The following is a 25362-nucleotide window of genomic DNA, read 5'->3' as shown; positions in this document are numbered from 1 at the left end:
GGCGGCGTCGTCCAAGGCTGGAAACCAGCCCTCGGCGCCCTCGCGCTGGCCTACCCCGACCGCATCGGCCCCTACCTCACCTGACCACCGACAGATCAACTTACACAGACAGATTGACAGGCTCCCGACGGTGATCGCGGTCCAGCACCGAGCATCCAGCGCGGCCACGGCGTCGTCGATGCGACCTTCACCGCCGGTGACGGGGTGGACCCGCTGGTTCGAGGCGACGGCGAGCACGTAGGACATCCCGCGCTCGTCGAGCCTGCGGCGCAGGGCGCTGACCTGGCCGTAGGCCTCGTCGCCGGTCACCCACGCCGCGGGCACGCCCGCGTCCAGGGCGCGGTGCAGCATCGTCTCGGCCAGCTCGGGTTTGGTCGCGAACCCGACCTCGCCGCAGCGATCGTCGGGGATGCCGGCCTCGCGGCAGCGTTCGCGATCGTCGGTCCAGGACTTCGGTAGGTAGAGCTCGCGGTCGAGCAGCGTGCGCCCGGCCGGGGTGGCATAGGCCAGGAACACCCCGAGCTGGCAGTTCTCGATCCGACCGGCGGTGCCGGTGTACTGGCGCTGCACCCCCGCGGACTTGGTGCCCTTCTTCAGGAACCCCGTGTCATCGACCACCAGCACCCCACCCGGATCTCCGAGCTCCTCGGCGACCCAGCGCCGTAGATCGTCGCGCAGCAGCTCCGAGTCCCAGTCCGCGCCGGTGAGCAGCCACTGCACCGAGTCCGGCGAGCGCGCCCCGGTGGCCTCGGAGATCGTCCAGCCGTTCTTGCGCTCCAACGGCGCCATCAACGACTGGACATAGCCCACCGCTCGAGCTCGCGGTTCCCGGCGCCCGAATCGCGGCCACAGCAGCGCCTCGACCTGCGAGAACTGCCCGGCCCACGCCTCGACCTCGGCCACGCCGACATCATCGCTCACCCACCAGACAAGATCTCATCCAGAGGCTCACACCAAGCCGACACGCCGCACCTCAGCATCAAAATCCGGCTGTAGTACTACCGGGGCTTCGCCCCAGCCCGACCAGGCATGCCGTGGTTTGGGCTGGTCAGCGGGCTCCGGCCGGGCGGGCAGAACGTCCTGGGCAGGACGGTTATGGGCCGCGCTTCGGCGGTGGTTGGCTCGAGTGAGCCGCCCGCCTGACCGGAGCCCACGATGACGCTACCGCGCAGTGTCGCCGACGTCCTTGCTGATCATGTGCTGTTCGAACTGGAGTGCGTGGACCGGATGTACTGCAATGTCTACGTACCCCACCTGCAGCACGCCGGCGGGCTGCTGGGCTACATCCAACGCCAGCTTGAACTGCCGATCGCCTCGACCGCTCCGCTGTCGAAGGTCACTGATCGGTTCGTCGACGCGGTGCGCCGCTTCGCCCGCGACCAGCAGGTGCCGTGGGTGGACTTCGCCAAGGGGCAGCGCAAGGACGACGTCATGCACGAGCATCTTTCCCGGTTCAGCGGCGACGAGGGGGTGCTGTTCATCGGCCGGGCCCAGGAAAAGACCACGTTGTTCCGCACCGAGCGTCGCCGTGACGTCCACGGCGACGCCTACCCGTGGATCGTGAAGACCACCGGGGTGGTCAACCAGTTCTACGTCTACGCCGTGGACTCTGACTTCGGCCCGTTCTTCTTGAAGTTCTGCTCCTACTTCCCCTACAACGCCAAGCTGTGCCTCAACGGCCACGAGTGGGCCAAGCGCCAGGCCGCGAAGGCCGGGATCGCGTTCACCGCGCTGGACAACGGGTTCGCCACCTGCGCCGACCCGGCCGCGTTGCAGGCGATCTGCGATCGGTTCGGCCCCGCCCAGATCGATGCGCTGCTGCGCAAGTGGCTGGCGATCCTGCCCCACCCGTTCACCGCCGCCGATCGAGCCGCCGGCTACCGGTACGACATCGCGGTCTGGCAGGCCGAGTTCTCCCTGACCCAGGTGCTGGACCGCCCGGTGTCCGGGCGTGTGTTCTTCGAACAGGTCATCCGCGACAACCTCGACCTGGGCCGCCCGGACCACGTCTCGCTGGTGTTCGCCCGTCGCGTCCGCCGCGACACCCCAGGACGCTTCCGCACCCGAGTGATCACCGAGGGTGTCACGCCGAGCCTGCACATCGACTACAAGCACACCGCGATCAAGCAGTACCACAAGGAGGGACGCGCCCTACGGACCGAGACCACGATCAACGACCCCCGCGACTTCGGGATCGGGAAGCGACTGACCAACCTGCCCGCGCTGCGGGAGGTCGGCTTCTCCGCCAACCAGCGCCTGCTCGGCGCCCAACGACTCAGCCACAACCCGATCCGCGCCGCAGAAGCCTTCACCGCCGTCCACGACCCCGTCATCACCGAGCGCGGCCACCGCATCGCCGGGCTACGCCTCGGCGACCAGCGCGCCCAGGCCCTGCTGCAGGCGCTGCTGGTGTTCCGGCTCCTGCCGCGCGGGTTCCGCAACCGCGACCTGCGGACCTTGCTCGCCGAGCTCCTCGGCTGGGCCGAGGTCACCCCCGGCCAGATGACCTACGACCTCGGCCGGCTACGGGCCCACGGACTGATCACCCGCATCCCCGGCAGCCACCGCTACCGCGTCAGCGACACCGGCCTACACCACGCCACGCTGCTCACCCACATCCAGACCCGACTCCTCCAGCCCGGCCTGGCCCAGCTCACCGACCCCGACCCCCCGGTCGCCAGCAAGCTGCGCAGCGCCGCACGCCACTACCAGCACGCCCTCGAGCACTTCACCCAGGAGGCCGAACTCGCCGCATGACCACGAACTCAACTCGATCTTCACGGCTTTCGCCGTCATAGCCTGGCTAGAGGCTCGGTCGCACTGTCTCTGGCAGCGCCGCCGCCCTCTGGCACTCTGGCGATCGGTGCGAACCGCATGCCGTTCCACCGGGACTCGTGCTCGACCTTGATCACCTCGGCGCCGAGCGCGGCTACGAACCGACCAGCCCCACGCTCGCTAGCTGTCAGCTGAGGTCCACCACCCTGACAGCGGAGAACGCGAACGGAAGCCCGAATGGACTCATCGGCACCGCCGGCCCGACAGCCTGCTTCGCTTGCCGCCGCTCCAGGAATTGCACCCGGCCCATATGGCACCACGGTCGCGGACGAGGACGCAGTCACCGGCTTGACCCACTCCTCAATGACTTGGGCGGTGTGTTCGCCCCGGAGCCGGGGACGTGGCCGGGTACGCCATGACAGCTCGGGGGCATACCACTTGGCGCCTACGTAGGTGAAGGCCTGGTCCAGCTCGGCGTGGTAGACGTCAATAAAGGTCTCCCTGGCTCGCCAGTTCTCGTCGAAGGTGTTTTTTTCGGGACGGTGGACCGGCGCCCAGGGGAGTCCCTCGGCCTGGGCCTCCCGCCACAGATCACGGTCGAACATGATGGTGCCCACCAGTTTCGTCGATCGCATCCGCAATTCGCAGGCGACCAGTCTGCGTGGTGCGGAATGCCGCGCCGGTAGACCGGTCGTCCTCCGTCAGGTCGGCCTCCATCCCATACCGCCTCAACATGGGGATGGTTTCCACAGCGTCGGGGAATCCGATCGCTCCGACGAGCAGCCAGGGGTAGAGCCAGCGGCCGTCTTTGGTGTGGGAAATCGCAGGAGATTCAAATCGAGTCGGGTTAGTCGTAGAGTGACGAAAGGTGCGGCGATGTGGGTTGGCGGAGGAAGGTCCAGTCGGGCACGTCGGTTTCGGTGTTGACCGAGACGGCCTGGTGGACATTGGTGGAGACCTGCTGCCCTCGGCCACTGCGCGGCCGGTGGACCAAAGCGGCGATGATCGACATCACGGTCATCTCTCCGGTGATGTGGTGGGCGTGCCATATCTGCGGCGCGATTGGTGGAGCCGCGTAAGCCCGGCGGCGACCCTCCCGGTCCACCCCTGCGCCCCGAGGGACATCCCCGCCCCGGCCAGCCTCTGCGTGTTCGCCGAGCCGATCGTCACCGACGACCTCGAGGCCGGCTCCGGCCACATCGAGCCCACCACCGTCGCCTCCTCCGCCTCGCATCAGACTGCGCGGACGACGTCGTCCGCGTAGCGCCGGAGGGAGTCGCGGATCGCCACGATGCCCGGGTCGGACATCGACGGGCCCCGGGCCTGCCAGGGCGAGGCCCAGACGGCGGTCACACCGACCTCCTCCAGACGCTTGACGTCGTCGCGGGTCGGCGGGTGGTCTAAGCCGATCAGGATCTCGTAGTCGTCGCGCGCATCGGTCCCGGCCGCCCGGCGTGCCTCCTGCACTGCAGCGACCTTGATGAGCGCGGTGTCGAGGTCGTAGTAGTCGGCGCCGACGTAACCGTCCAGCCTCGCGGCGCGTCGAAGGGCCGCGGGCGCCTCGCCTCCTCCGAACAGCGGGATGGGGCCCTTCGGGGCAGGCGGCACGACGAACGGTGCGTAGTCGAAGAACTCACCACGGTGCTCCACCGACGCGCCGGACCAGATCTTCGGCAGGAGCTCGAGGATCTCGTCCATCCGCCGACCACGCGTGGCGAAGTCCTGCCCGGTGTAGTCGTGCTCCTCGGCCATCCACCCGGCGCCGACGCCGAGCTGGACTCGATAATCAGTGTAGATGGCCGCGCTGGCCACGGCCTTCGCCGTGATGACGGGCGGGCGCGCCGACAGCAGGTAGATCGCCGTGACGAACTGCAGGGTCGTGGTCGCTGCCCCCATCGCCGTGATTGTCACCATGGGGTCGGGAAACGGCGCCTCGGGGCCCCAGCTTCCCAGGTAGGGATACGTCGAGGCGAGATTCATCGGATACATGACGTGATCGGCGACGGTGCAGCCGTAATAGCCCTCCGCCTCGGCCACTCGGGCACATTCAACGTAATGCTCGGGTTCGAGAAACGTGGTGATGACGTAGACCTTCACCGGTCCTCCTCGGGCGAGCGACAGGCGCGTTCGATCTCGTCGTACACGGTGGCGGGCATTCTCGTGATCGGCGAGGGCCGCGTGACCTCGGTGCTCACGCCAGGCCTTCCTCGATCGCCTTGATCCTGAGTGCGAGGAATTTGGAGTAGAAGCGACTGAAGAGCACCCCAGAGGATGTGGCGAACCACAACCCGTCCTTCCCGGAGTGCCGCCATTCTCCAGCGATCTCCCGGTCGCTCCCGACCACGCCGATCTCGTCCAGCTCGTCCGCGACGTCTCCGATGAGCCGCCTGCTTGCTTCCCGGGGCGACTCGTAGCCGGTGGCGAACACGACGAGATCGGCTGGGAGCTCGCTGCCGTCCTCGAGTTCTACTTCCCCCTGCTTGAACCCAACGATGTTCCCTTTACGGATCGCGATCGATCCGTCGGCGATCAGGTCGCTCGCGCCGACGTTGTAGTAGTAGCTGAACTTGTTGAGCTTGAAGAGCAGGCCGAGAAGGCCTTGCTCGTCCGGACCCCACTCCAGCTCGAAGCCGACTGCCTGCAAGGACCGGTGGAGATCCTCGTCCATCTCCCTCATGCTCGCTGCCATCGCGGGCCCCAACAAATCGGGCTGCAACCCGAACGGGATCGCGGCCGACATCAGATCGGCATCCTCGGTGCGCTGTTTCTTCCACGGTGCGTGGAACGCCTTCTCGAGCGTCTTTATGTCGATGACCAGGGTTGCCGAGCGCTGCACCATCGTGACCTCGGCGCCGCTCTCCCACAGTTCCTGCGCCGCGTCGTGGCCGCTCGTACCGGCGCCGACCACGACTGCACGCCTGCCGCCCCAGCCGTCGCCACCGCGGAACTGACTGCTGTGCAGGACACTCCCACCGAAACCCTCGATCCCGGGGACGTCGGGCATCCGTGGCAGATCGTTGCGTCCGGTCGCGAGCACGACATGCCTGGGTCGCAGCTTGCGGACGGTGCCGTCGTTTCCTCGGACCTCGACCGTCCACGCCCCGTCCGAACCGTTGTCCTCCACGGATGTGACCTCGACACCGGTCCACACCGGGATCTCAAGCATCGTCGCGTAGGATTCGAGATAATTCGCGAAGTTGTCCTTAGTCTGCCACCGCGGCCACGAGTCCGGCAACGGCATGAACGGCAGGGAGTCGGTCTCCACGGGGTCGTGCAGGGCCAAGCCGCTGTATCGCTTGCGCCAGTTGTCACCCACGCGATCGTTTCGCTCAAGAATGAGTGTCGGCACGCCGAGACGCGTGAGCCGGGCCCCCATCAGCAACCCGCTGTGGCCGCCGCCGATCACCACGACAGTCGGGTCCTCGTCCTGGAACCGGTCTGCCGGAGACTCCGGGGACATGACGCGCTCCCGAGATGCCCCGTGCGTACGGCCGGAGCGCCGATGCGACCCGGCCGCTTCGGGGAAATCCCGTAGAGAGTTCAGCTGCAGCACGAGGGAGTCGGCGCTCAGTGCTCCGTCGTCGCCTTGCGAGAGCGTGAGGAAACCTTCCCCGGCGCCGATCTGGGTCTCGAACTTGATGAAGGCACTCACACGGCCGCCGTCGGGCGTCTCCTCGAATCCGACGACGCCGGGCGAACGAAGGCAGAAGTCTGTCGCCAGCTTCCGCCCGTGGTTCCGCGCGAGTTCCGCAGCGATCGAGGAGGCGCCGGTGAAGTTGCGGAACTCCCACGAGAGCACCAGCAGTTCTCTCAGGATCGCACCGTCGGAGAAGAGTCGCTCGATCTCCTCGGCGTCTCTGCGGCGAAAACCGGTGCTCAGGCGGTGCAGCCAGTGCTCCAGACCGGCCCGAATTCTCTCGTTCGAAGCGGCGTTGTTCGTGGCGCTCTCCGTCACGGCCGTCATGGTTGTCGACTCCTTCGACCATCGTGATTGTGGACGCACGAGCAGGTCACGCCCATGCGGAGAAGTCCGGCTCACGCTTCGCCGAGCGAGCGGTGACCGCCTCGACGTGCTCGGGGCTGCCGATCAGTGCGGAGATCTCGTTCTCCTCGGCCCGGAGCTGTTCGGCGTACGAGCGGTTCGCCGCGATGTCGAACAGCCGCTTGGAAGCCTTGACCGCCGAGGGGCTCAGCGCCGCGTAACGGGTCGCGAGCTCCATCGCCCGTGTGAGGGGGTCGAGGCTGGACTCCAGGGCCAATCCGAGCCCGACGGCCTGCTCACCGGAGACGATGCGAGCGCTCCACACCAGCTCCTTGGCGCGCTCGACACCGATCAGGCGAGGCAGCAGGTAGGTGCCGCCCATGTCGGGGACGACCCCCCAAGCGACTTCCAGGAGGCCGAGCTTGGCATCGGGGGTGACGATTCGGATGTCCGCCCCGAGGGCGACCTGCATCCCCCCGCCGAGCGCGGCTCCGTGCAGGGCGGCGAGGACCGGAACGTCCAGTTCGGACCACACCATCGCCGAATGCTGTACGCCGTTGTCGACTCGACCCTCCGGGCGATCGAACGCCGGGCCGTAGCCGCCGTCGAGCATCGTCTGGAAGCTCGACATGTCCAGCCCGGCGCAGAACGCGCGGCCCTCACCGGACAGGACGACCGCGCGCAGCCCGTTCCGCCCCTTCAGGGAGTCACCCACGTCCCGGAGGGCCGCGAACATGTCCGGGTCAATGGCGTTGAGGCTCTCGGGGCGGTTCAGGCGCACGTCCGCGATTCCGTGGTCGATGTGGCAGGTGACGCGTTCCACGGTGGTCACGCTCCCTTCGAATGGAGTGACTGGTGGTCATCAGCGCCGAGAGCGTGCGACTCGGTCGCCTCGATGTTGTGCGGGGCCGGCGGCATCCCGCGGGCGACCAGGAAACCCAGCACCATGAGACCGACGAGGTAGGCGGAGATCGACCATGACGATCCCGACCAGCCCAGCAGGGCCGTCGCGAGGAACGGCGCTGTCCCGCCACCGATCATCGCGCCGAGCTGGTAAGCGGTGGCCTGACCCGAGTAGCGGATGTTCGCGGGGAAGAGCTCGGCCAGCCAGGGCGCGAGCGCTCCGGAGATCAACGCCGTGGGTACGGCCGACAATGCCATCGCCAGGTACACCAGGCCCGTGACGCCGCTGCTCAGCAGAACGAAGAAGGGGCCGACACAGACGACGACAGCGACGAATCCCGCGAGTACCACCGGTCTGCGTCCGATGCGGTCCGCGAGCACACCGGCGAGCAGAATCAACGGCAGTTGGAGCAGGGAGAAGATCGCGAGACCGACGAAGGTGACGTCCGCCTGCACGTGCACGTGCTGGGTCAGATAGGTCACGGAGAAGGCCGCGGGTGTGTAGTTCCAGGCGAGGTAAACCCCCGCCAGCACTATGCCTCGGAGGGTCAGCGCTCGGTGGTCGCGCAGCACCGTGCGAACAGGCACCCGTTCACGCCGACCGCCGGCCTCGACCGCCGCACGGAACACGGGCGTCTCCCCGATCGCCGCGCGGACCCACAGGCCCAGGGCGACGAGCACGATGCTCAACAAGAACGGCAGCCGCCACCCCCACTGAACGAACTGCTCATCGGTCAGGAGCGCGGTGACCAGCGCGAAGACAACCGATCCGAGGACGACACCGATGGCGCCGCCAGCGGTGGCCCAGGCCGCGGTACGCGCTCGGGTGCCCTCTCGCGCGTACTCCAGCAGCGTGATGACCGCCCCGCCCTGCTCACCGCCCACCGATGCACCTTGCAGCAACCGCATCACGACCAGCAGGACCGGCGCGAGCACACCGACCTGCTCGTAGGTGGGAAGACACCCGATCAGGACTGTGGTCACCCCCATCAACATCAGGCTGATCTGGAGCATCCGGGTGCGGCCCACCCGGTCGCCGAAGTGGGCGAACACCACCGCTCCGACCGGGCGCGCGAAGAAGCCGATGCCGAAGGTGGCGAACGCGGCCAGGGTCCCGACGAGCTGATCCCCGGACGGGAAGAACAGCTCACCGAACACCAGGGCGGCCGTGGAGGCGTAGATGCTGAAGTCGTAGAACTCCAGCGCCCCACCCACGGTCCCCGCCACGATGACCCGGCGCGGCGCGGGGGCTCCGGGCCCCGGCGGGACCGACGACGGAACCGCGACCATGGCGGCACATTCCTCTCCTAAGGGAGCGGGCCGGGTCCAGCTCAGACGAACGCGGGAACGACCTGCTCGGCGAGAGGCCGGAGAACCCGGTCTCGCGCGTCGGGCGGAACGGTGCCCAGGGCGACGGCGGGATGGTGCCCTGAGCGAAGCGGTACAGCGTCGGCCATGCGGAGCCGGCTGACGCTCTCCGCCTCGGCCCGCCGTTCAAGGCAGCGCCCCGGGACGGAGATGCGCACCCAGCCCTCAGGCGGCGAGCCGTGATGAGCATAAGCAATACGCCCGGTCTCTGGGAAGGGTAGCGAGTGAGGTCCTGCTCAGGGGCGTGGTAGCACTCCTGAGCGAGCCCTAAGCGAGAAATCCTTATGAGGAACCGCGCTCGGCGTGTAGCGTGCGGTGACGGCGGTCGGCGATGACGCCCACCGCTCGAGCCACCTGTCGACGACGAGGGAGCAGCACCATGACCGGCGCCTCCACAGGCCCTGCGGCGTTCGACGGACTTCCTCGTCTCGATCTCTTCTCCGAGGGTTGGGCCACCGATCCGTGGGCCGAGATCCGGAGGGTCCGACGAGCAGGAGGCGCCCTCGCCGTCAGCGATCGCGGCGTCGAGGTCCTCGATTACGCCACCTTCGTCCGCCTCGTCACCGACGACCGGCTGACCAGCGTGCACGTCGACCTACCTGGCGCCGGGCCGAAGACCACCGATTTCATGACCCACGGCCACCTGCTCACGTTCGATCCTGAGCGTCACCGGAGGGTCCGGCGGATCATGGTGGCGGCGTTCTCCCGCCGCCGGGTCGACGCACACCTCGACTGGTACTCCGCCCTCGCAGAGGAGCTCTGCGAGAGCTGGCGAGACCTCGGTCGGTGTGACCTGGTCAGCGACTTCTCCCACCGATACTCGATCGAGATCCTGTGTCGGCTCATCGGCGTGCCGCGCGAGGACATCCCCCTCGTCGAGCACGCGACGCTCGAGATGGCGAAGATCAACGGGCGTCCGTTCGAACCGGGTGCCGAGGCACTCGAGTCCGCCATGAACACGATGTACGACTACTCGCGCGACATCGTCGCGCGCCGCGCCGCCCATCCCGAGGACGACTTCATCAGCAACCTCGTCGCCGTGCACGAGCAGTCGGGAACCCTGAGCGATGCCGAGCTGGTGTGGAGCGTGGCGAACCTGCTCTTCGCCGGACACGACACCACCAGGTACCAGCTCGCCGCGATCGTGCACGCCGTCCTGCAGGCCGGGTGTTGGGAGACGCTCGCGGAGCGACCCGACCTCGTACCGGCGGCCGTCGACGAGGGCATGCGGCTGCATCCGGTCGTCCAGCTCACGACCCGCAAGGTGGTGGGCGACGGTGTGTCCGTCGACGGGTTAGTCCTCCCGCCCGGGACCGTGGTGCGCTTCAACTGGTTCGCCCTCAACCGCGACCCGGTACGGTTCCCGAACCCCGACTCCTTCGACCTCCACCGCAGCGAGGCCGACCTCGCCACCCGCCTGCCGTTCGGCAAAGGGGCGCACGCCTGCATCGGACGGACGCTCGCCCGCGCCGACCTCGAGGCTGGCGTCGTCGCCCTGACCCGCATGATCACCGACGTCAGCGAGACCGCCGAACCGACCTTCCATCGGTATACCGGCGGGATGGGCGGTCCGACATCACTCCCCTTGGCTTTCCGAGCCCGTCGAGTGCCAGCCTTGTCGTGATCGGCTCGACGTCGTGATCGGCTCGACACGACGATCTCCTGCTCGCAGTCGGAGAGAGACACTATGACCCCGTCATCCTCGAGCCCCTCGGACACTCCTGAGGACCCCCGAGCAACCATCGCGCTCCCGGCCAACGCTCCGTTGGCCGAGCGGGTCGCGGCCCAGATCGAGGACGACGTCTTCACCATGGGCCTGCCCGTCGGAGAGCTCCTCGGCTCGGAGAGCGACCTGGCCGGACGCTACGGCGTCAGCCGGGGTGTCCTCCGGGAGGCCGTCCGGATCGTCGAGCACCACAACGTGGCCAAGATGCGGCGCGGGCCGGGGGGCGGGTTGATCGTGGCCGAACCCGACCCGTCGGCGGTGCAGCGCTCCATCGCGGTGTACCTCCGCTCGCAACACACCCGACGCGAGGACCTCCATCAGCCGAGGATGTCGCTCGAGCTGGCGGCCGTCGCCGCGACCGCCGAGCGGATCGATGAGGACGGCGTGCAGCGTCTGCGCGAGGCGCTCAAGGTCGAGGAGGAGCTCGGAGCCGACGCCGTCCGCCTCGGACACACCCACGATCTGCACGTCGTCATCGCCGAGCTGTGCGGCAATCCGGTCATGACGCTCTTCATGCGCCTGTTGGGTCAGCTCGACGAGTCCATGACCTACTCCGAGGACCGGTACCCCCTCGACCACGGCATCGCCGCCGCAGAGTCCCATCGCGCGCACGACGCGATCGTCGAGGCGATCACCGCCGGCGACGTCTCCCTGGCGGTGCACCGCATGCGGCGACACCTGCTCGCGATCCGCGACTTCCTGGGCGGCCCGCCCGACCCCGACCCGACGGACGGACCCCGATGAGATTCGACTGGACCACCGAACAGGAGACGTTCCGGCGCGAGCTGGGGGCCTACGCGGACACGACCGGGGCAATCGGCGACGACGCACGATCCGACCTGCGCGACATCGCTTCGGAGGAAGGGCTCGCGCGGTCCCGCGACTTCGTGCGTGGACTCGCCCAGCGTGGCTGGCTCGCTCCGCACTGGCCGAAGGAGTTCGGCGGTCAGGACGACTCGTGGCACCACATCATCCTCGGCGAAGAGCTGTGGGCGCGCGGAGAGCCGCGCGGTCCGCAGTACATGAACGTCAACTGGGTGGCCCCGCTGTTGATGATGGCCGGTACCGAGAGCCAGCGCCGGGAGCACCTGGACCGGATCCGCGAGGGATCGGTCATCTGGTGTCAAGGCTTCTCCGAGCCCGGAGCCGGCACGGACCTGGCGTCGCTCACGACCACAGCGGTCCTCGACGGCGATCACTACGTCGTGAACGGTCAAAAGATCTGGACCTCCTACGCGCACGTCGCGGAGTTCTGCTTCCTCCTCGTGCGAACGGGCCCGGACCAGGGGCCCGGCGGGCGGGGCATCACCATCCTCCTCACGGCGATGGACACCCCGGGCATCGACGTGCGCGAGATCCCGAGCGTCGCGGGCCCACACCAGTTCCACGAACTGTTCCTCACCGACGTCCGGGTCCCGGTCTCCGCCCGCCTCGGCGAGCAGAACTGCGGCTGGGAACTCGTCCGTCGCGGGTTGGACTACGAACGGGTGGGATCCCCGCGGTACGCCTCCGCCCAGGTCGAGCTCGACCGCCTGGCCGCATGGTCGGCCGCCCAGGGGCTCGGCGACGACCCGCGGGTCCTCGCCGCGCTCGGTCGAGGGCAGGCCGCGTGCGATGCGGCCCGCCTGCTCACCTACCTCGCGATCGACGAACGGGAGAAGGGCGTCCACAGCGCGAACGCGAACGTCGCCCGTGCCGCGATGGTGCGCGCCGAACGCACGGTGGGCGAGGTCGCCCAGGAGGTGATGGGGTCGCACGGGCTGGTCTCCGGGTCGGTCGCCGAGCGGCAGCAGCTCAACGGGCTGGTCTCCGGGATCGCGTCCGGCACCTACGAGGTGCAGCTCAACCTGATCGCCGGGCAAGGCCTCGGCCTCCCGTCGGGGAGGCGTTGACGTGGACTTCTCCCTCGACCCGGACCAGCGGGAGCTGCTCTCCGCCGTGCGCACCCTCCTCGACCGGCATGCGGGCGCGGCACGCGCACGCGAGGTGCACGGCAAGGAGACCCACGACGACGCCCTCCTCGACGCGATGGTCGACGCGGGCTTCTGCGACCTCGCCCTCGAGGGCGCGGGGCCCCTCGAGTCCGTCCTGGTGACCGAGCTCACGAGCGCGCAGGCCGGCTGTGCGGCGATCGGGGCCAGGGCCGTGGTCGCCCCGGCCGTGCTCGGCGGCCCGCTTCCCCTCGTCGTCGCCCTCCAGGGTCCCGACGAGTCGGTGCCGCTCCGCTACGGCGCGCAGGCCGAGCTGGTGATCGGGCACGACGGTGCCGGTGTCTACACCCTCGACCCCGCGACGGCGGACGTCGTGTCGGTCCCCTCGGCCGTAGGCGTGCCGCTGGCGACCGTCCGTGGCGGCGTGCGGGCTCGGCTCGCCGTCCCCGCGGCCAGGTTCACGGCGTGGTGGCAGGTGGCCCTGGCCGCCGAGATGGTCGGCGCCATGACCACGGCCCTGGACCTGACCGCACGGCACCTGTCGGACCGTCGCCAGTTCGGCAGGCCGCTCTCGGCCTTCCAGGCGCTGCGCCACCGGCTCGCCGAGCTGCACATCAGCATCGAGGGCGCGCGCTGGGTGACCCGCCACGCCGCGTTCCACGACGCCCCGGCGGCCGCCGCCGCGTCGGCGGTGACCACCGCGGCGCTCGCCGCGGCGGACGTCGTCCGGGAGACCCACCAGCTCTCCGGCGCCATCGGCCTGACGCGTGAGTACGACCTGCAGCTCGCCACGACCCGGTTGACCGCGCTGCGCGCCGAGTGCGGCGGGGCCGACCAACAGGCAGTGGGGCTGGCGCTCGCGCGGTGGCCGAAGCAGCACGCTGCGCGAGACGCGGTGCCACGACGAGGACGGTCGGCGACCGAGGAGGAGACAAGATCATGAGCAGCACCGGGACGGCCGATGAGACCGTGCGCGCGGACAACTGGGGCCGGTGGGGGGGCGACGACGAACGAGGGACCCTCAACCTGGTCGGTCCCGCGGCCGTGCTCGCCGCTCTCCGCCTGTGCCGGTCGGGACAGGTGTTCTCGCTCGGGATCCCGATCGGCCGGGACGCGCACGTGCCGAACGTCTCCTACCGGCCGACCCCGCAGCGGCTCACACTGAACAGCCGCACCGACGAGGCCATGCTGGTGGAGTTCGGGGGGACACCGGGGAGGGGCAGCGTCGAGGACGTCCTCATGCTCGGGTCGCACACCGCCACCCACGTCGACGCTCTGAGCCACATCTACTCCGAGGGTCGGATCTACAACGGTTTCCCGGCCGACGAGCACACCTCACTGGGCGGCGCCCCGCGGTGCGGGGTCGAGGGGATCGGACCGGTCGTGACGCGCGGGATCCTGGTCGACGTCGCGGGCCACCGGGGGATCGACCGGCTGGCGCCGGGTGAGGTGATCGATGCCGCGGAGATCGAGTCGATCCTGGTGCGCCAGGACACCCCGCTGCTCCCCGGCGACGCGGTGCTCGTGCGCACCGGCTGGCTGAAGGGCTTCGTCGACGGCGCAGGATCGGTCGCACCGGAGCAGCCGGGCATCGGGCTGTCGGCCGCGAGGCTCTTCGGCGAGGCCGACGTCGCCCTCGTCGGTGCGGACAACACGGCCGTCGAGGCGATGCCGTTCGACGGGGGCGAGTTCCTCGGTGCGCACGTCGAGCTGCTGGTCCGACGGGGGATCCACCTGCTGGAGCACGTCTGGGTGGAGGAACTGGCCGCGGCGGACCGCCACGAGTTCCTGTTCGCCCTCGCCCCCCTCCCGATGACGGGCGCCACGGCGAGCCCCGTCAATCCTTTCGCCATCGCCTGAACGAGGTTCCATGTCGACGATCACGGACCAGGACGTCCGCCTCCGTCGGTCGTGGCTCGCCCTCCCGGACGACGGCACCTTCCGCCGCGCCCTCGCCGAGTGGATCGACGAGCGGGTCCCTCGCGACTGGCGCGCCCGGATGCGCGGCGCGTCGGAGGCGGACTACGTCGGGCTACAGCGCGACTGGCTCGCGACACTGCGGTCGGCGGGCCTGCACGCTCCCGGCTGGCCCGACCGCTGGGGCGGCGCGGCATTGCCGCTGATCAGACAGGCCGTCGTCGCGCAGGAGCTAGCGCGCGCGGACGCGCCACAGGTGACGATCAGCTCGGTCGCGCTGCACCAGGTCGCCGCCACCCTGATGGCGGCCGGGTCCGCCGAGCAGCAGGAGCGCTTCCTGCCCGCGATCTCCGCCGGTCAGGTGTGGAGCCAGGGCTTCAGCGAGCCGTCCGCGGGATCGGACCTGTCGTCGCTGCGGACCACCGCCGTGCCGACGAGGGACGGCTACCGGATCCACGGGCAGAAGGTGTGGTCGAGCTATGCACGGCACGCGGAGTTCTGCCTGCTCCTGGCCCGGACCGACCCGGAGCGGCCGCAACGGCGCGGGCTCTCCCTGCTGATCGTGGACCTCTCGACGCCCGGGGTCGAGGTGCGTCCGATCGTACAGAGCACCGGTGACGACGAGTTCTGCGAGATCTTCTTCGACGACGTTGCGGTCGGGCCGGACGCCCTGGTCGGCGCCGAGAACGACGGCTGGCGGATCTCCCAGGGGGCGCTGGCCGCCGAGCGCGGCGTCCACGCCCTGGACCAGGTCGAGCGACTGTGCACCACCACCGGCCGGCTCGCCGCGCTGATCGCCGAGCGGCTCCCGGTGCTCGACGCCGAGGGCACCGGCGACCTCGCCCGTCACGAGCTGGGCGCGCTCGTCGGCGAGACGACCGTCCTGCGCGAGCTGTGCTGGCAGGCTCTTGGTGAGCTGGAGCGTCCGGAGAGCAACGGAGCACGCGCGTCGATCATCAAGCTCATGTACAGCGAGTGCCTCCAGCGTGTCGCCGACGCCGGGGTCCGCTGGTCGGGTCCCGCGGCCCAGGTCGAGCAGCCACTGGTCCGCGGCGCGGACTGGGAGTCCGGAGACTGGCTGATCGACTACGTCGGCTCGTGGGCCTGGACGGTAGGCGGCGGCACCAGCGAGATCCTCCGCACCGTGATCGCCGACCAGCTCGTCGGACTGCCCAGGGAACTGCGATGACGGCCACGACGGACTCCGCCGCGGAGGCGACGGCACTTCGTGCGGAGCTGGTCGGATCGGTGCGGGAGTACCTGGCCAGGCTCGGCAGCGGGCCTGCCCGCGCGGCCTACGCGGGCGGACCGGCGAGAATGCTGGACGCCGAGCTCGCCGGCCTCGGCTGGTGGGGCGTGGAAGTCCCCGAGGAGCACGGCGGACTCGGGCTCGGTTTCGCCGAGACCGTCGCGGTGCTGCAGGAGCTCGGCCGCTTCGCCACTCCGGGAGCGTCGTTCAGCTCGCTCGTGTTCGGCGTCGGCGCGCTGCTCGACTCGACCTCGGAGGCCCACCGTGCGCTGCTGCCCGGGCTCGCCGAGGGCACGACCCGGATCACCGCGGCACTGACCGACGCTCAGGGTGGCCTCGCGCGCACCGGCGTGACCGCCACCGCCGCGGCGGACAGGAGCTGGCTGCTCAGCGGGGAGGTCGGGTACGTGCCGGACCTCGCCGACAGCGATCGAGTCGTGGTCGCCGCGGACCATCCCGAGGGTGGCACCAGTCTCCTCCTCATCCCCGTCGACAGCCCGGGGCTGACCGTCCGACCGGTCCCGACCGTCGATCGGACGCGTCGACTGGCCACGCTCGTCGCGGACGCCGTCCGGGTGCACCCCGAGGACGCCGTCGGGCCGCCGCGGGGCGGAGCGGGGACCCGGCAGTCGCTCCTGGACCGGGCCGCCGTCGCCGTGGCAGCAGACGCGGTCGGCGGGGCCGACCGGGCGTTGGAGCTCACCGTCGCGCACCTGCGCGAGCGGGAGCAGTTCGGCCGGGCCATCGGCACGTTCCAGGCGCTGCGTCACCGGTGCACGGACATGTACCTGGCCATTGAGGCGAGCCGGGTGGCTGTGGCGTCCGCGGCCGAGCGGCCCGACAGCGAGCTCGCCTCCATCACCAAGGCGATCGCCACGGACGCCTACATGCACGTCGCCGCCGAGGCGGTCCAGATGCACGGCGGGATCGGCTTCACCTGGGAGCACGACATGCACCTCTACCTCAAACGAGCCCGCCTCGACCAGGCGCTGCTCGGCAGTCCGGCCCACCACCGCGCGCGCACCGGACGCCTCGCCCTGGAGCGGACGTGACCGCCGCGACCGGTCTCGCCGCCAGTCTCCCCGCGACCCTCCCGGCATGGCTCGCCGCCCACGCCCGGCACCGGGGCGAGATGCTCGCCCTGGTCGACGATCTCGACCGGCTCACCTACGCCGAACTCGACGACCTCATATGCCGGGTCGCGATCGGGCTGTTGGCCCGCGGGATACGACCGGGTGAGCTGGTTGCGACCGCCATGAGACCGTCGATCGCCCATCTCGCCGTCATCCTCGGCGCCCTGCGAGCCGGCATCGTTGTCACGCCCCTCAACACCCGGCTCAGCCCCACCGAGACCGAGGAGTTCCTGACCCCGCTGACGCCGGTGCTCATCGTCACCGACCCCACCCATGCGGGGGCCGTCAGGCACCTGCCCCGACCACAGCTGATCCTTTCCGAGGCCGACAGCCTCGTTGGCGTCCGCGGGCGGCTGGTCCCGCTTTCGGCGGCCCCGCCGGTCGAGTTGCCCGTTGTCCGTGGGGACCAGCGTGCCCTGGTCTTCCCCACCGGCGGCACCACTGGGCTGCCCAAGGGAGCCTGCTACAACCACACCGGGACCTGGATGTGGCTGACCTCGGTGCTGCGGGCCGACCCGCACGTGCACGGCGACGTCGAGCTCTACTTCTCGCCGTTCTTCCACGTGACGCTGGGCGTCGGTCTGTTGTCCCGGCTCCTCGGCGGTGGCACCGTCCGGATCCAGCCACGATTCGATCCTGGGGCGGCCCTGCGTGCGGTCCGCGAGGGGGCGACGCGGCTCACCGGGGCTCCCACGATGTTCACCGCGCTGCGCGAGCACCCCGACTTCGCGGCCACCCCGCGCGAGGGCATCCGCTCGGTGACCTTCGGGTCCAGCCCCGCCTCGCTACCACTCGTCACGTCCCTGCTCCGTGACTACCCGAGCGCCCGGATCCGCACGGCGTACGGGGCCACCGAGATCGGCCCCGTCACCGGGGTCGAGCACGAGGACCTCATCGCGGGACGCGTCGACGGGGTCGGCCGTCCCTTACCCGGCGTTCGGATCCTGATCGTCGATCCCACCGGACGGGAGGTCCCCGACGGCGAGGTCGGCGAGATCGTCGTGGACAGCCCCTGGCGCACGCTCGGATACCTCGCCGAACCAGAGGAGACGGCGCGCACGTTCCAGCCCGACGGCGTGCACATCGGTGACCTGGGCATGCTCACCGATGGGTGGCTGCACGTCATCGGCCGGATCAAGGAGATGATCGTCTCGGGTGGGGAGAACGTCTTCCCCGCCGAGGTCGAACGCGTCCTCGCCGACCATCCCGCCGTGGCGCAGATCGTTGTCTACGGGGTACCGGACGTGCACTGGGGCGAGCGCGTCGAGGCAACAGTGGTGCCTGCCGGGACCGCGGTCATCGACCTCGAGGACCTGCGTGAGTTCGGCCGGGCTCGATTGGCGGGCTACAAGCTCCCCCGCGGCCTGAACACCGCGGCGGAGCTGCCTCTGACACCCAACAACAAACCCGATAGGCATGCATCGCGTACCGCGGCCCTGCACGCCCGATCGCCCGTCGCGAGCGGGCTACGAGAGGAGACAACGTGAGCACTGCCGCCGCGTGGTACGAGATCGACCTCGACGGACCCCTGGATGGCGTGCAGTATCGGAAGGAGGACGGGATCGCGATCATCACCCTCGACCGTCCGGACCGGGGCAACGCCTGGCACGACGGGATGGTCGCGACGATCCGCGCGATCTGGGAGGACGTCCGGGCCGACCGCGACATCCGGGTCGCCGTGGTCACCGGCGCCGGGGACCGGCACTTCTGCACGGGACAAGACGTCGGCGTCGCAGCCGACGCGGGATCGGTCTCGGCCAACGGACCGCTCGCCGAGACCGTCTTCTGGTCCGCCCGGCACAACAAGGTGTGGAAGCCCGTGATCGCAGCTGTCAACGGCACGGTCGCCGGCGGCGGGCTACACCTCGTCGTCGACGCCGACATCGTCGTGGCGGCCGAGAACGCACGGTTCGTCGACACCCACGTCAACATCGGCATGGTCGGCGGGCTCGAGAACATCGGCCTGGCCAAGCGCCTGCCCCTCGGTACAGCGCTGCGGATGAGTCTGCAGGGTCGGGACTTCAAGCTGGGCGCGGAGCGCGCCTACCAGCTCGGGCTGGTCGACGAACTGACCCCACGCGGCGAGGCGCTGAACGTCGCCCTGGAGATCGCACGGTCCATCGCCGCCAACTCCCCACAGGCCGTGACGCTGACCCAGCAGGCGATCTGGAACTCGCTGGAAGCACCCTACGCACAGGCGCTCGAGCAGGCGTGGGCACTGATCCGCCTGCACTGGTCACACCCCGACTTCGTCGAGGGACCGAAGGCGTTCGCCGAGGGACGCACGCCGGTCTGGAACGCCGACCCGGACGCGAGCATCAGGTGAGCGGGGTCCTGGACGGTCGCTCCGTCGTCGTCACCGGAGGAGCGGGTGGACTCGGTCGGGCCTACGCCATCGCCGCCGCAGCGGCAGGAGCCGCGATCACGGTCGGGGACATCGATGCCGCTGCGGTCGACTCCGCCGTCACCGAGATCACCGACGCCGGCGGCCGAGCCGTCGGCGTCACCGGAACGGTGACCGACTGGGACCACACCGCCACACTCCTACAGACCGCGGTAGATCGTTACGGCTCGCTCGATGGCCTGGTGAACAACGCCGGGGTGTTCCACGCGGTCCCGCCCTGGAACGAGAGCGAGGCCGGCATCCGGCGGCTCGTCGAGGTCAACGTCGTCGGCGCGCTCTTCTGCGGCACCCACGCCCTACGCATCATGAGGCAGCAGGGCCACGGGTCGATCGTCAACGTCACCTCCGGCAGCCACCTCGGCATCCCCGAAATGGGGACCTACGGCGCATCGAAGGGAGCCACGGCGTCCATGACCTACTCGTGGGCACTCGACGCCGCCGCGAGCGGCATCCGAGTCAACGCGATCTCCCCGATCGCCCGCACCGGCCAATCCCTGCTGTGGGACAACCGAGACGCCACCCACGTCGACGAACCGCCGCCCGAGCGGATCGCCCCGCTCGTCGTCCACCTGCTCAGCGACGCCGCCCGGCACCTCACGGGCCAGACCATCCGCCTCGACGCACGAGGCCTGTCCCTCCTCGAGCCGCCGCGCATCGGCCAGATGCGCACCCGCGACGCGCCCTGGGACGTCGAGTCGATCGCCGACGCCCTGCGCGACCTCGGCGCCGCGGACCGCCCCGTCGGCCTCGCAGGCACGGTGCTGGACGCCGCGCCGTCCACGGCGGGCGAGTGAGGCCACGACCACGACCGGCGCCAGAGCACGCGGCGCGCTAGCCTAAACTAACGTAGCGAGGTATTCCTCGGCGAGTTGATGCTCTCGCTCGCCGCGCTTGCACTCGGTCACCGGGACGGACTGCACGGGGGCGAACCCGCGGACCCGTCGGGCGAAGCGCCCCGCCATGCGCATCAAGTGGGTGTTGTCGAGCTGCTCGTCGCTGCCCTCGTGCAGGCGCCGCCACCAGGTCCGGAACCCACCCGGCGCGTGACACATCGAGTGGTAGGCGTTGAGAACCACCCGATCCACGCATTCGTAGCTGCCGAACAGCAGATCTCCGTAACGTTCGCTGAACCCGTCGACTACCTCGAAAGGCTCCCACCAGCGAAGGCGGCGGTCAGCTGCCCGAAGGGCCACCCGTCCCGGGCGGAGACCCGGAACGGGACTGGAGGGCTTGAGTCGGCGAAGCCGGCGAGATCGGGTCAAGTTTCATGCGGCGAGTCCGGAGTCGCGGGTCGAGGAGCGAGCTGACCCGGATGGCTCGACCAGCGGACGAACGCGCCATACACCGGTCTCAGCCCGACGGAGGTCCGTAGAACCTCGTCCATGGCGAGCGAGGGCCGGCGACACGGGTCTCTTCGTGATCACGACCCGATTCGGAGGTTCATGACACGGTCGAGATTGCCGCCCAGTACGGCGCGTTCGGCCTCGTCGCTGAGCCGGAGGGCGTGTACCGCGGCGACCTCCGCGGCGGGATCGCTCATCGGCCAGTCGGAGCCGAACACGATTCGTTCGGAGCCGTGCTTGCTGACGATCCGCCGCACGATCTCGGGAGCGATGGTCGCCAGGGAGGGCGGCCACGATGTCTCGAGGACGACGGGGAGCCCGCGCAGCTGCTCCTCGGCCTCGGCGAGCATGTGGTACCCACCGAAGTGACAGGCGACGAGGCGCAGGTCGGGGAAGGTCGAGACGATCTCCCGGATCATGGTGGGGTTGCTCAACTCGTTGACCTCGTTGCTGCCACCGGCCCCGACGTGGGTGATGACGGAGAACTCCGAGCCGAACGCCTCGAAGAGTTCCCAGAGCCGCTCGTGCATGAGGCCGAAGCCTTGGAACAGCGGGTGGATCTTGACGCCGTGCACACCGTGCCGACGAAGGATCGCGAGATTCTCCTCCACGCTGAGATCCACGTGCACGGTGCCGATCGGGGTGAGGTGGTCACCGCGCAGCGAGTTCACGAAGCGGTTCGTGGCGTCCACGTGCCGGGCCGTCCCGGCGACGCCCAGCGCGAGGGAGTGGTCGATCCCGTTGCGCGCCATGCGTTCGACCAGCGTGCCTGCGCGCCCATCGTCGACCGCGGTCAGACCGGGCAACCGGTTGCCGGCCAGCGCTCGCTCGGCGATCTCATCGGGCCAGACGTGGGTGTGAGCGTCGATGATCATTGAGCGTCCTCGGGAGTCGCCGTCCGGCCAGACGCGTCCACGTCGGGCTCTGGTCAGTTAAACATGCACATGATAAACCTTCTTTCACTGCGACGAGGACGGTCCTTCAGGTGGGAGTGCTGGCGGTGGGCTTGCGGTTCGGTCTCGCGATCATGAACGACTTCCCGCCCGAGGTCGTGCCGGCGTCCAGGGTGGGTCAGCTCCGGGAGCAGGTGGAGCTCGCCGCCCGCAGTGGCTTCGACTCCGTGTGGGCGCTGCAGCACTACTTGGGGGGGATGCCGACCCTGCAGCCGGTGCCGCTGCTGGGCGCGCTGACCCCGTACGCCGGCGCGATGTCGCTGGGGACGAACATGTTCATCCTGCCGCTGCGCCACCCGGTCGCGGTGGCTGAGGAGTTCTCGACCCTGGACCACCTCTCGGGCGGCCGCGTCGTCGCCGGCTTCGGCATGGGTTATCGCGAGAACGAGTTCGCCGCGTTCGGTGTGCCAATGGCGGAGCGACTCGGCCGGTTCACCGAGAGCGTCGAGCTCATCCGGAGGCTCTGGTCCGGCGAGCGGGTCGACCACGAGGGCCGGTACTTCCGGCTGGAGGGCGACCGGCTCAGTCTGCTCCCGGTCCAGGTGGGCGGGCCGCCGATCTGGGTCGGCGCGGGCGGGAGGCCGCAGGCGGTCGAGAGAGCGGCCCGTGTCGGCGACGCGTGGATCATCCCTCCCCACGTCACCGGGGAGCGGCTCATCGAGCTGCTCGGGATTTACCGGCGCGCTCGTGAACAGCACGGCGCGGGCATGCCGGGCGATCTCGTCGTCCGCCGCGACATCCTGCTCGACGAGGACGCCGACCGGGCGTGGTCGCTCGGCTCCGCGGCGCGCGAGGAGCTCACCCGCGCCTACGCCCGCTACAACCGGCCCGACGACTCGGTCGACTACCAGCACCTGGGCGGGGGAGAGGCTGTCGAGGCGCACGCCCGCGAGGTCCGGCTGTTCACCGACCCGGAGACCGCCGTCGACCGGCTCCGGGCGATCGAGGCTATGGGTATCACCACCGTCGTCCTGCGGATGCAGTGGTACGGCCTGAGCCAGGAGCGGGTGCTGCACTCGCTCGATCTGTTCGCACGACGGGTCCTGCCCGCCTTCCGCGAGGGGAGCACGACGGTATGACGCGCACCTACACCGACCTCGTCCCGGTGTTCGCCGACCCTCAGGACTGGACGATCGCCCGCGTCCTCGGGCACCGGGTCGCGACGGCTCCGGAAGCGACCTTCCTCATCGCCCCGGAGGAAGGGGTGGAGCTCACCTACGGAGACACCTACGACCGGGCGCGGCGGGTGCTTGGCGGCTTCCTGGCGGTCGGCGCGCGGCGGGGGGACCGCGTGGTGGTGATGGCCGCCAACTCGTCCCGGTTCGTTCTCACGTGGCTCGGCACCGGTATCGGAGGCCTGGTCGAGGCGCCGATCAACACCGCGTACGAGGGTGAGTTCCTGCGCCACCAGGTCGCCCTGGCCGACGCGCGGTTCGTGGTGACCGACGACGTCCACGTCGAACGCTTCGTAGAGATCGCCCAGCAGATCCCGTCCGTCGAGGCCTTCTTCGTGATCGACACCGGTCGAGGGGAAGCAGCCCTGGACGTCCTGCGCGGTGCGGGCTGGGCCGCCCACCCGTGGGACGACCTCGAGGCTGCGGACGCTGCCGACCCCGTGGAGCTCGCCCCCGCTGACTTGGCGTCGATCTTCTACACCTCCGGCACGACCGGCCCCAGCAAAGGGGTCGCCATGCCGCACGGGCAGATGCTGTTCTTCGCCCAGGAGGTGGTGAGCCTGCAGCGCGTCACCTCGGCCGACACCTATCTCACGACGACTCCGCTCTTCCACGGCAACGCGCAGTTCATGGCCGCCTATCCCGCGCTGCTCGCCGGGGCGCGCCTGGTCGTCCGTCCGAGGTTCTCCGCGAGCCGCTGGGTGGATCAGCTCCGGGAGAACCAGGTCACCGTGACGAATCTGATCGGGGTGATGATGGACTTCATCTGGAAGCAGCCGGCGCGGGCCGACGACGCCGACAACCCGCTCAGGTCGGTGTACGCGGCCCCGACCGCGTCCTCGATCCTGACGGCCTTCCGGGAGAGGTTCGGCATCGAGACCGTCGTCGACGCCTTCGGGCTGACGGAGACCTGCGCCCCGATCCTTTCCCCGTACGGCGAGGAACGTCCAGCCGGTGCCGCGGGTCTCGTGGCGTCGGACTACTTCGAGGTCAGACTGGTGGATCCGGAGACGGACATCGAGGTGCCGGTCGGTGACATCGGCGAGCTCGTGGTGCGGTACAAGGTCCCGTGGACCTGCAGCCTGGGGTACTACGGAATGCCGGAAAAGACGGTGGAGGCGTGGCGCAATCTGTGGTTCCACACCGGCGACGCCCTCCGCCGCGACGAGGAGGGCTGGTACTACTTCGTCGACCGGTACAAGGATGCCCTCCGGCGCCGTGGTGAGAATATCAGCTCCTACGAGGTGGAACAGGTCGTCCTCGCGCACCCCGCTGTCGTCGAGTGCACGGTGATCGGTGTACCCGCTGAGCAGGAGGCCGGCGAGGACGAGGTGCTCGCGGTCGTCGTCGCCGGAGAACCGGTGACGCCGGACGAACTGTGGCAGTGGTGCGACGGTAAGATTCCGGCGTTCGCTGTGCCGCGGTTCGTACGATTCGTCGAGTCCATTCCGCGGACGCCGTCGGAGAAGGTGCGGAAGGCAGAACTGCGCGCGGACGGCATCACGGTGGATATGCACGACCGGCTTCGAACGGTTCCGTCGGAACGATGAACGCGGATCACCGCGAGCTGCGTCGCTGTGTGTACCATCGCGGAACTCGGGGATCGACGGTCGGTCTTGGGCACGAGGGGCGGGCGATCGAAGTGCTGGCAGGGAGCGCGGCCGACGTCGTCGGTCGCGCCCGAGGCGAGCGCCGTGCGCCGGTCGTGGGCGACGGCTGATGTCTCTGCCCGAGCGAGACCAGCCCACGTCCCGCCGTCGGATCAAACGCGGGGCGAAGGTCGCCGAAGCCCTGGCTCAGGAGATCGTCCACGACATCGTCGCGCGGGGGATCTCGCCGGGGACGTTGCTGCCCGCCGAGGCCGAGATGCTGGAGGACTACGGGGTCGGCCGCAGCTCGCTCCGCGAGGCGCTTCGCATCCTCGAGGTGCACGGGATCATCGTCATGAAGCCGGGCCGCAACGGTGGCCCGATGGTCGTCGACGTGGACACCCGGAGCTTCGGGCGCATGTCGACGCTGTTCTTCCACCTCGGTGGGATGACGTTCCAACAGCTGATGGACGCCAGGCTGGTTCTGGAGCCGATGATGGCTCGACTCGCCGCGGAACGCCGGGGCCAGGAGCTCGCCGGCACGCTTCCGGACCCCGACACCACGAAGTCCGACGACGATCACGTCTATTTCAACGCGACCAAGGACTTCCACCGCACCGTGGCGGCCATGTCGGGCAACCCCATGCTCAACCTGATGAGCGTATCCCTCGAGGACATCTTTCGAGACCAGGTCAGCAAGGCCCTCTCCCCGCGAGACGAGCGACGGCACGTGCTCGAGGTGCACGTCGCGATCGCCGAGGCGATCAGCGAAGGCCGGGCCGACGACGCAGAGCGCCTCATGCGGGACCACATGCTGCAGTACGCCGAGTGGGTGCGTCGCCGTCGGCCCGAGTTGAGCGGCGAGGTCATCGACTGGCAATGACCACCCACCGGGGGTCTTCCCCCGGGGACCG

The 25362-nt window shown here is 69.6% G+C and carries 23 protein-coding genes; 14 read left to right on the top strand and 9 right to left on the bottom strand.

What is annotated here, in order from left to right:
- A partial coding sequence (locus AC2A1K_RS22305) for an IS701 family transposase (RefSeq protein WP_483898526.1) occupies positions 1–921 on the bottom strand: 921 nt, incomplete at its 3' end.
- 234 nt (positions 922–1155) lie between these two features.
- Between AC2A1K_RS22305 and AC2A1K_RS22300 the strand changes: the two genes are divergently transcribed.
- Entirely contained in the window at positions 1156–2757 is a 1602-nt protein-coding gene (locus AC2A1K_RS22300) for a hypothetical protein (protein ID WP_483898525.1), read from the top strand.
- A gap of 35 nt (positions 2758–2792) precedes the next feature.
- Here the strand turns inward: AC2A1K_RS22300 and AC2A1K_RS22295 are convergent, their stop codons facing one another.
- The 6 genes from AC2A1K_RS22295 to AC2A1K_RS22270 form a co-directional block, all read right to left on the bottom strand.
- Positions 2793–3392 carry a hypothetical protein gene (locus tag AC2A1K_RS22295; RefSeq protein ID WP_483898524.1) on the bottom strand — a complete coding sequence of 200 codons (600 nt, stop codon included), beginning with the start codon at positions 3390–3392 and terminating at the stop codon, positions 2793–2795.
- 230 nt (positions 3393–3622) lie between these two features.
- Positions 3623–4009 carry a CoA transferase gene (locus tag AC2A1K_RS22290; protein ID WP_483898523.1) on the bottom strand — a complete coding sequence of 129 codons (387 nt, stop codon included), beginning with the start codon at positions 4007–4009 and terminating at the stop codon, positions 3623–3625.
- Positions 4009–4872: a TIGR03619 family F420-dependent LLM class oxidoreductase gene (locus tag AC2A1K_RS22285; RefSeq protein WP_483898522.1), complete on the bottom strand. Its 864-nt coding sequence runs from the start codon at positions 4870–4872 to the stop codon at positions 4009–4011. The genes AC2A1K_RS22290 and AC2A1K_RS22285 overlap by 1 nt, the downstream gene beginning before the upstream one ends.
- A 94-nt stretch (positions 4873–4966) precedes the next feature.
- The gene (locus AC2A1K_RS22280) at positions 4967–6739 is read right to left on the bottom strand and encodes an NAD(P)-binding domain-containing protein (RefSeq protein ID WP_483898521.1); all 1773 of its coding nucleotides are present in this window, start codon (positions 6737–6739) and stop codon (positions 4967–4969) included.
- Between the two features lie 46 nt (positions 6740–6785).
- Complete coding sequence (locus AC2A1K_RS22275; protein WP_483898520.1) at positions 6786–7580, bottom strand: crotonase/enoyl-CoA hydratase family protein; 795 nt, start codon at positions 7578–7580, stop codon at positions 6786–6788.
- Positions 7581–7585: 5 nt separating this feature from the next.
- Positions 7586–8950: an MFS transporter gene (locus AC2A1K_RS22270; protein WP_483898519.1), complete on the bottom strand. Its 1365-nt coding sequence runs from the start codon at positions 8948–8950 to the stop codon at positions 7586–7588.
- A gap of 457 nt (positions 8951–9407) precedes the next feature.
- Between AC2A1K_RS22270 and AC2A1K_RS22265 the strand changes: the two genes are divergently transcribed.
- The 10 genes from AC2A1K_RS22265 (at position 9408) to AC2A1K_RS22220 (ending at position 20182) form a co-directional block, all read left to right on the top strand.
- The gene (locus tag AC2A1K_RS22265) at positions 9408–10652 is read left to right on the top strand and encodes a cytochrome P450 (RefSeq protein ID WP_483898518.1); all 1245 of its coding nucleotides are present in this window, start codon (positions 9408–9410) and stop codon (positions 10650–10652) included.
- 63 nt (positions 10653–10715) lie between these two features.
- Positions 10716–11498, top strand: a complete 783-nt coding sequence (locus tag AC2A1K_RS22260) for a FadR/GntR family transcriptional regulator (RefSeq protein ID WP_483898517.1) — start codon at positions 10716–10718, stop codon at positions 11496–11498.
- Positions 11495–12646, top strand: coding sequence for an acyl-CoA dehydrogenase family protein (locus tag AC2A1K_RS22255; protein WP_483898516.1), 1152 nt, complete (start codon positions 11495–11497; stop codon positions 12644–12646). Before AC2A1K_RS22260 ends, AC2A1K_RS22255 begins: the two co-directional genes overlap by 4 nt.
- A 1-nt stretch (position 12647) precedes the next feature.
- Positions 12648–13628: an acyl-CoA dehydrogenase family protein gene (locus AC2A1K_RS22250; protein ID WP_483898515.1), complete on the top strand. Its 981-nt coding sequence runs from the start codon at positions 12648–12650 to the stop codon at positions 13626–13628.
- On the top strand, positions 13625–14545 hold the full coding sequence (locus AC2A1K_RS22245; RefSeq protein ID WP_483898514.1) for a cyclase family protein: 921 nt from the start codon (positions 13625–13627) through the stop codon (positions 14543–14545). The genes AC2A1K_RS22250 and AC2A1K_RS22245 overlap by 4 nt, the downstream gene beginning before the upstream one ends.
- Positions 14546–14555: 10 nt before the next feature.
- Positions 14556–15791, top strand: coding sequence for an acyl-CoA dehydrogenase family protein (locus tag AC2A1K_RS22240; RefSeq protein ID WP_483898513.1), 1236 nt, complete (start codon positions 14556–14558; stop codon positions 15789–15791).
- Entirely contained in the window at positions 15788–16903 is a 1116-nt protein-coding gene (locus AC2A1K_RS22235; RefSeq protein ID WP_483898512.1) for an acyl-CoA dehydrogenase family protein, read from the top strand. Before AC2A1K_RS22240 ends, AC2A1K_RS22235 begins: the two co-directional genes overlap by 4 nt.
- Positions 16900–18471, top strand: a complete 1572-nt coding sequence (locus AC2A1K_RS22230) for a class I adenylate-forming enzyme family protein (RefSeq protein WP_483898511.1) — start codon at positions 16900–16902, stop codon at positions 18469–18471. Before AC2A1K_RS22235 ends, AC2A1K_RS22230 begins: the two co-directional genes overlap by 4 nt.
- Positions 18468–19310 carry an enoyl-CoA hydratase/isomerase family protein gene (locus AC2A1K_RS22225; protein WP_483898510.1) on the top strand — a complete coding sequence of 281 codons (843 nt, stop codon included), beginning with the start codon at positions 18468–18470 and terminating at the stop codon, positions 19308–19310. Before AC2A1K_RS22230 ends, AC2A1K_RS22225 begins: the two co-directional genes overlap by 4 nt.
- Entirely contained in the window at positions 19307–20182 is an 876-nt protein-coding gene (locus AC2A1K_RS22220) for an SDR family NAD(P)-dependent oxidoreductase (RefSeq protein ID WP_483898509.1), read from the top strand. The genes AC2A1K_RS22225 and AC2A1K_RS22220 overlap by 4 nt, the downstream gene beginning before the upstream one ends.
- A gap of 42 nt (positions 20183–20224) precedes the next feature.
- Here AC2A1K_RS22220 and AC2A1K_RS22215 read toward each other — a convergent pair whose 3' ends face one another.
- Both AC2A1K_RS22215 and AC2A1K_RS22210 read right to left on the bottom strand, forming a co-directional pair.
- Positions 20225–20473 carry a hypothetical protein gene (locus AC2A1K_RS22215; protein WP_483898508.1) on the bottom strand — a complete coding sequence of 83 codons (249 nt, stop codon included), beginning with the start codon at positions 20471–20473 and terminating at the stop codon, positions 20225–20227.
- 335 nt (positions 20474–20808) lie between these two features.
- Positions 20809–21606, bottom strand: a complete 798-nt coding sequence (locus tag AC2A1K_RS22210) for an amidohydrolase family protein (protein ID WP_483898507.1) — start codon at positions 21604–21606, stop codon at positions 20809–20811.
- A 110-nt stretch (positions 21607–21716) separates the two neighbouring features.
- Here AC2A1K_RS22210 and AC2A1K_RS22205 point away from each other — a divergent pair, with 110 nt between their 5' ends.
- The 3 genes from AC2A1K_RS22205 to AC2A1K_RS22195 all read left to right on the top strand — a co-directional run bounded on the left by AC2A1K_RS22205 (position 21717) and on the right by AC2A1K_RS22195 (position 25331).
- Positions 21717–22763 (top strand): LLM class flavin-dependent oxidoreductase, encoded by a 1047-nt coding sequence (locus tag AC2A1K_RS22205; RefSeq protein WP_483898506.1) that lies wholly within the window; start codon positions 21717–21719, stop codon positions 22761–22763.
- Positions 22667–24409: an AMP-binding protein gene (locus tag AC2A1K_RS22200; protein WP_483898505.1), complete on the top strand. Its 1743-nt coding sequence runs from the start codon at positions 22667–22669 to the stop codon at positions 24407–24409. The genes AC2A1K_RS22205 and AC2A1K_RS22200 overlap by 97 nt, the downstream gene beginning before the upstream one ends.
- 169 nt (positions 24410–24578) lie before the next feature.
- On the top strand, positions 24579–25331 hold the full coding sequence (locus AC2A1K_RS22195) for a FadR/GntR family transcriptional regulator (protein ID WP_483898504.1): 753 nt from the start codon (positions 24579–24581) through the stop codon (positions 25329–25331).
- The last annotated feature ends 31 nt before the right edge of the window (positions 25332–25362 follow it).

It is taken from the genome of Actinomycetospora sp. 2LY8.5 (genome assembly GCF_057180585.1).
The sequence above is the reverse complement of the archived record's forward strand: the minus strand, read 5'-3'. Positions and strand labels throughout refer to the sequence as shown.

Bases quoted from the DNA above. Each gene is read 5' to 3' on its own strand.
- AC2A1K_RS22255 (WP_483898516.1), top strand. From the start codon at position 11,495: ATGAGATTCGACTGGACCACCGAACAGGAGACGTTCCGGCGCGAGCTG.
- AC2A1K_RS22280 (WP_483898521.1), bottom strand. From the start codon at position 6,739: ATGACGGCCGTGACGGAGAGCGCCACGAACAACGCCGCTTCGAACGAG.
- AC2A1K_RS22300 (WP_483898525.1), top strand. From the start codon at position 1,156: ATGACGCTACCGCGCAGTGTCGCCGACGTCCTTGCTGATCATGTGCTG.
- AC2A1K_RS22195 (WP_483898504.1), top strand. From the start codon at position 24,579: ATGTCTCTGCCCGAGCGAGACCAGCCCACGTCCCGCCGTCGGATCAAA.
- AC2A1K_RS22290 (WP_483898523.1), bottom strand. From the start codon at position 4,009: ATGCGAGGCGGAGGAGGCGACGGTGGTGGGCTCGATGTGGCCGGAGCC.
- AC2A1K_RS22240 (WP_483898513.1), top strand. From the start codon at position 14,556: ATGTCGACGATCACGGACCAGGACGTCCGCCTCCGTCGGTCGTGGCTC.
- AC2A1K_RS22245 (WP_483898514.1), top strand. From the start codon at position 13,625: ATGAGCAGCACCGGGACGGCCGATGAGACCGTGCGCGCGGACAACTGG.
- AC2A1K_RS22210 (WP_483898507.1), bottom strand. From the start codon at position 21,606: ATGATCATCGACGCTCACACCCACGTCTGGCCCGATGAGATCGCCGAG.
- AC2A1K_RS22235 (WP_483898512.1), top strand. From the start codon at position 15,788: ATGACGGCCACGACGGACTCCGCCGCGGAGGCGACGGCACTTCGTGCG.
- AC2A1K_RS22265 (WP_483898518.1), top strand. From the start codon at position 9,408: ATGACCGGCGCCTCCACAGGCCCTGCGGCGTTCGACGGACTTCCTCGT.
- AC2A1K_RS22270 (WP_483898519.1), bottom strand. From the start codon at position 8,950: ATGGTCGCGGTTCCGTCGTCGGTCCCGCCGGGGCCCGGAGCCCCCGCG.
- AC2A1K_RS22260 (WP_483898517.1), top strand. From the start codon at position 10,716: ATGACCCCGTCATCCTCGAGCCCCTCGGACACTCCTGAGGACCCCCGA.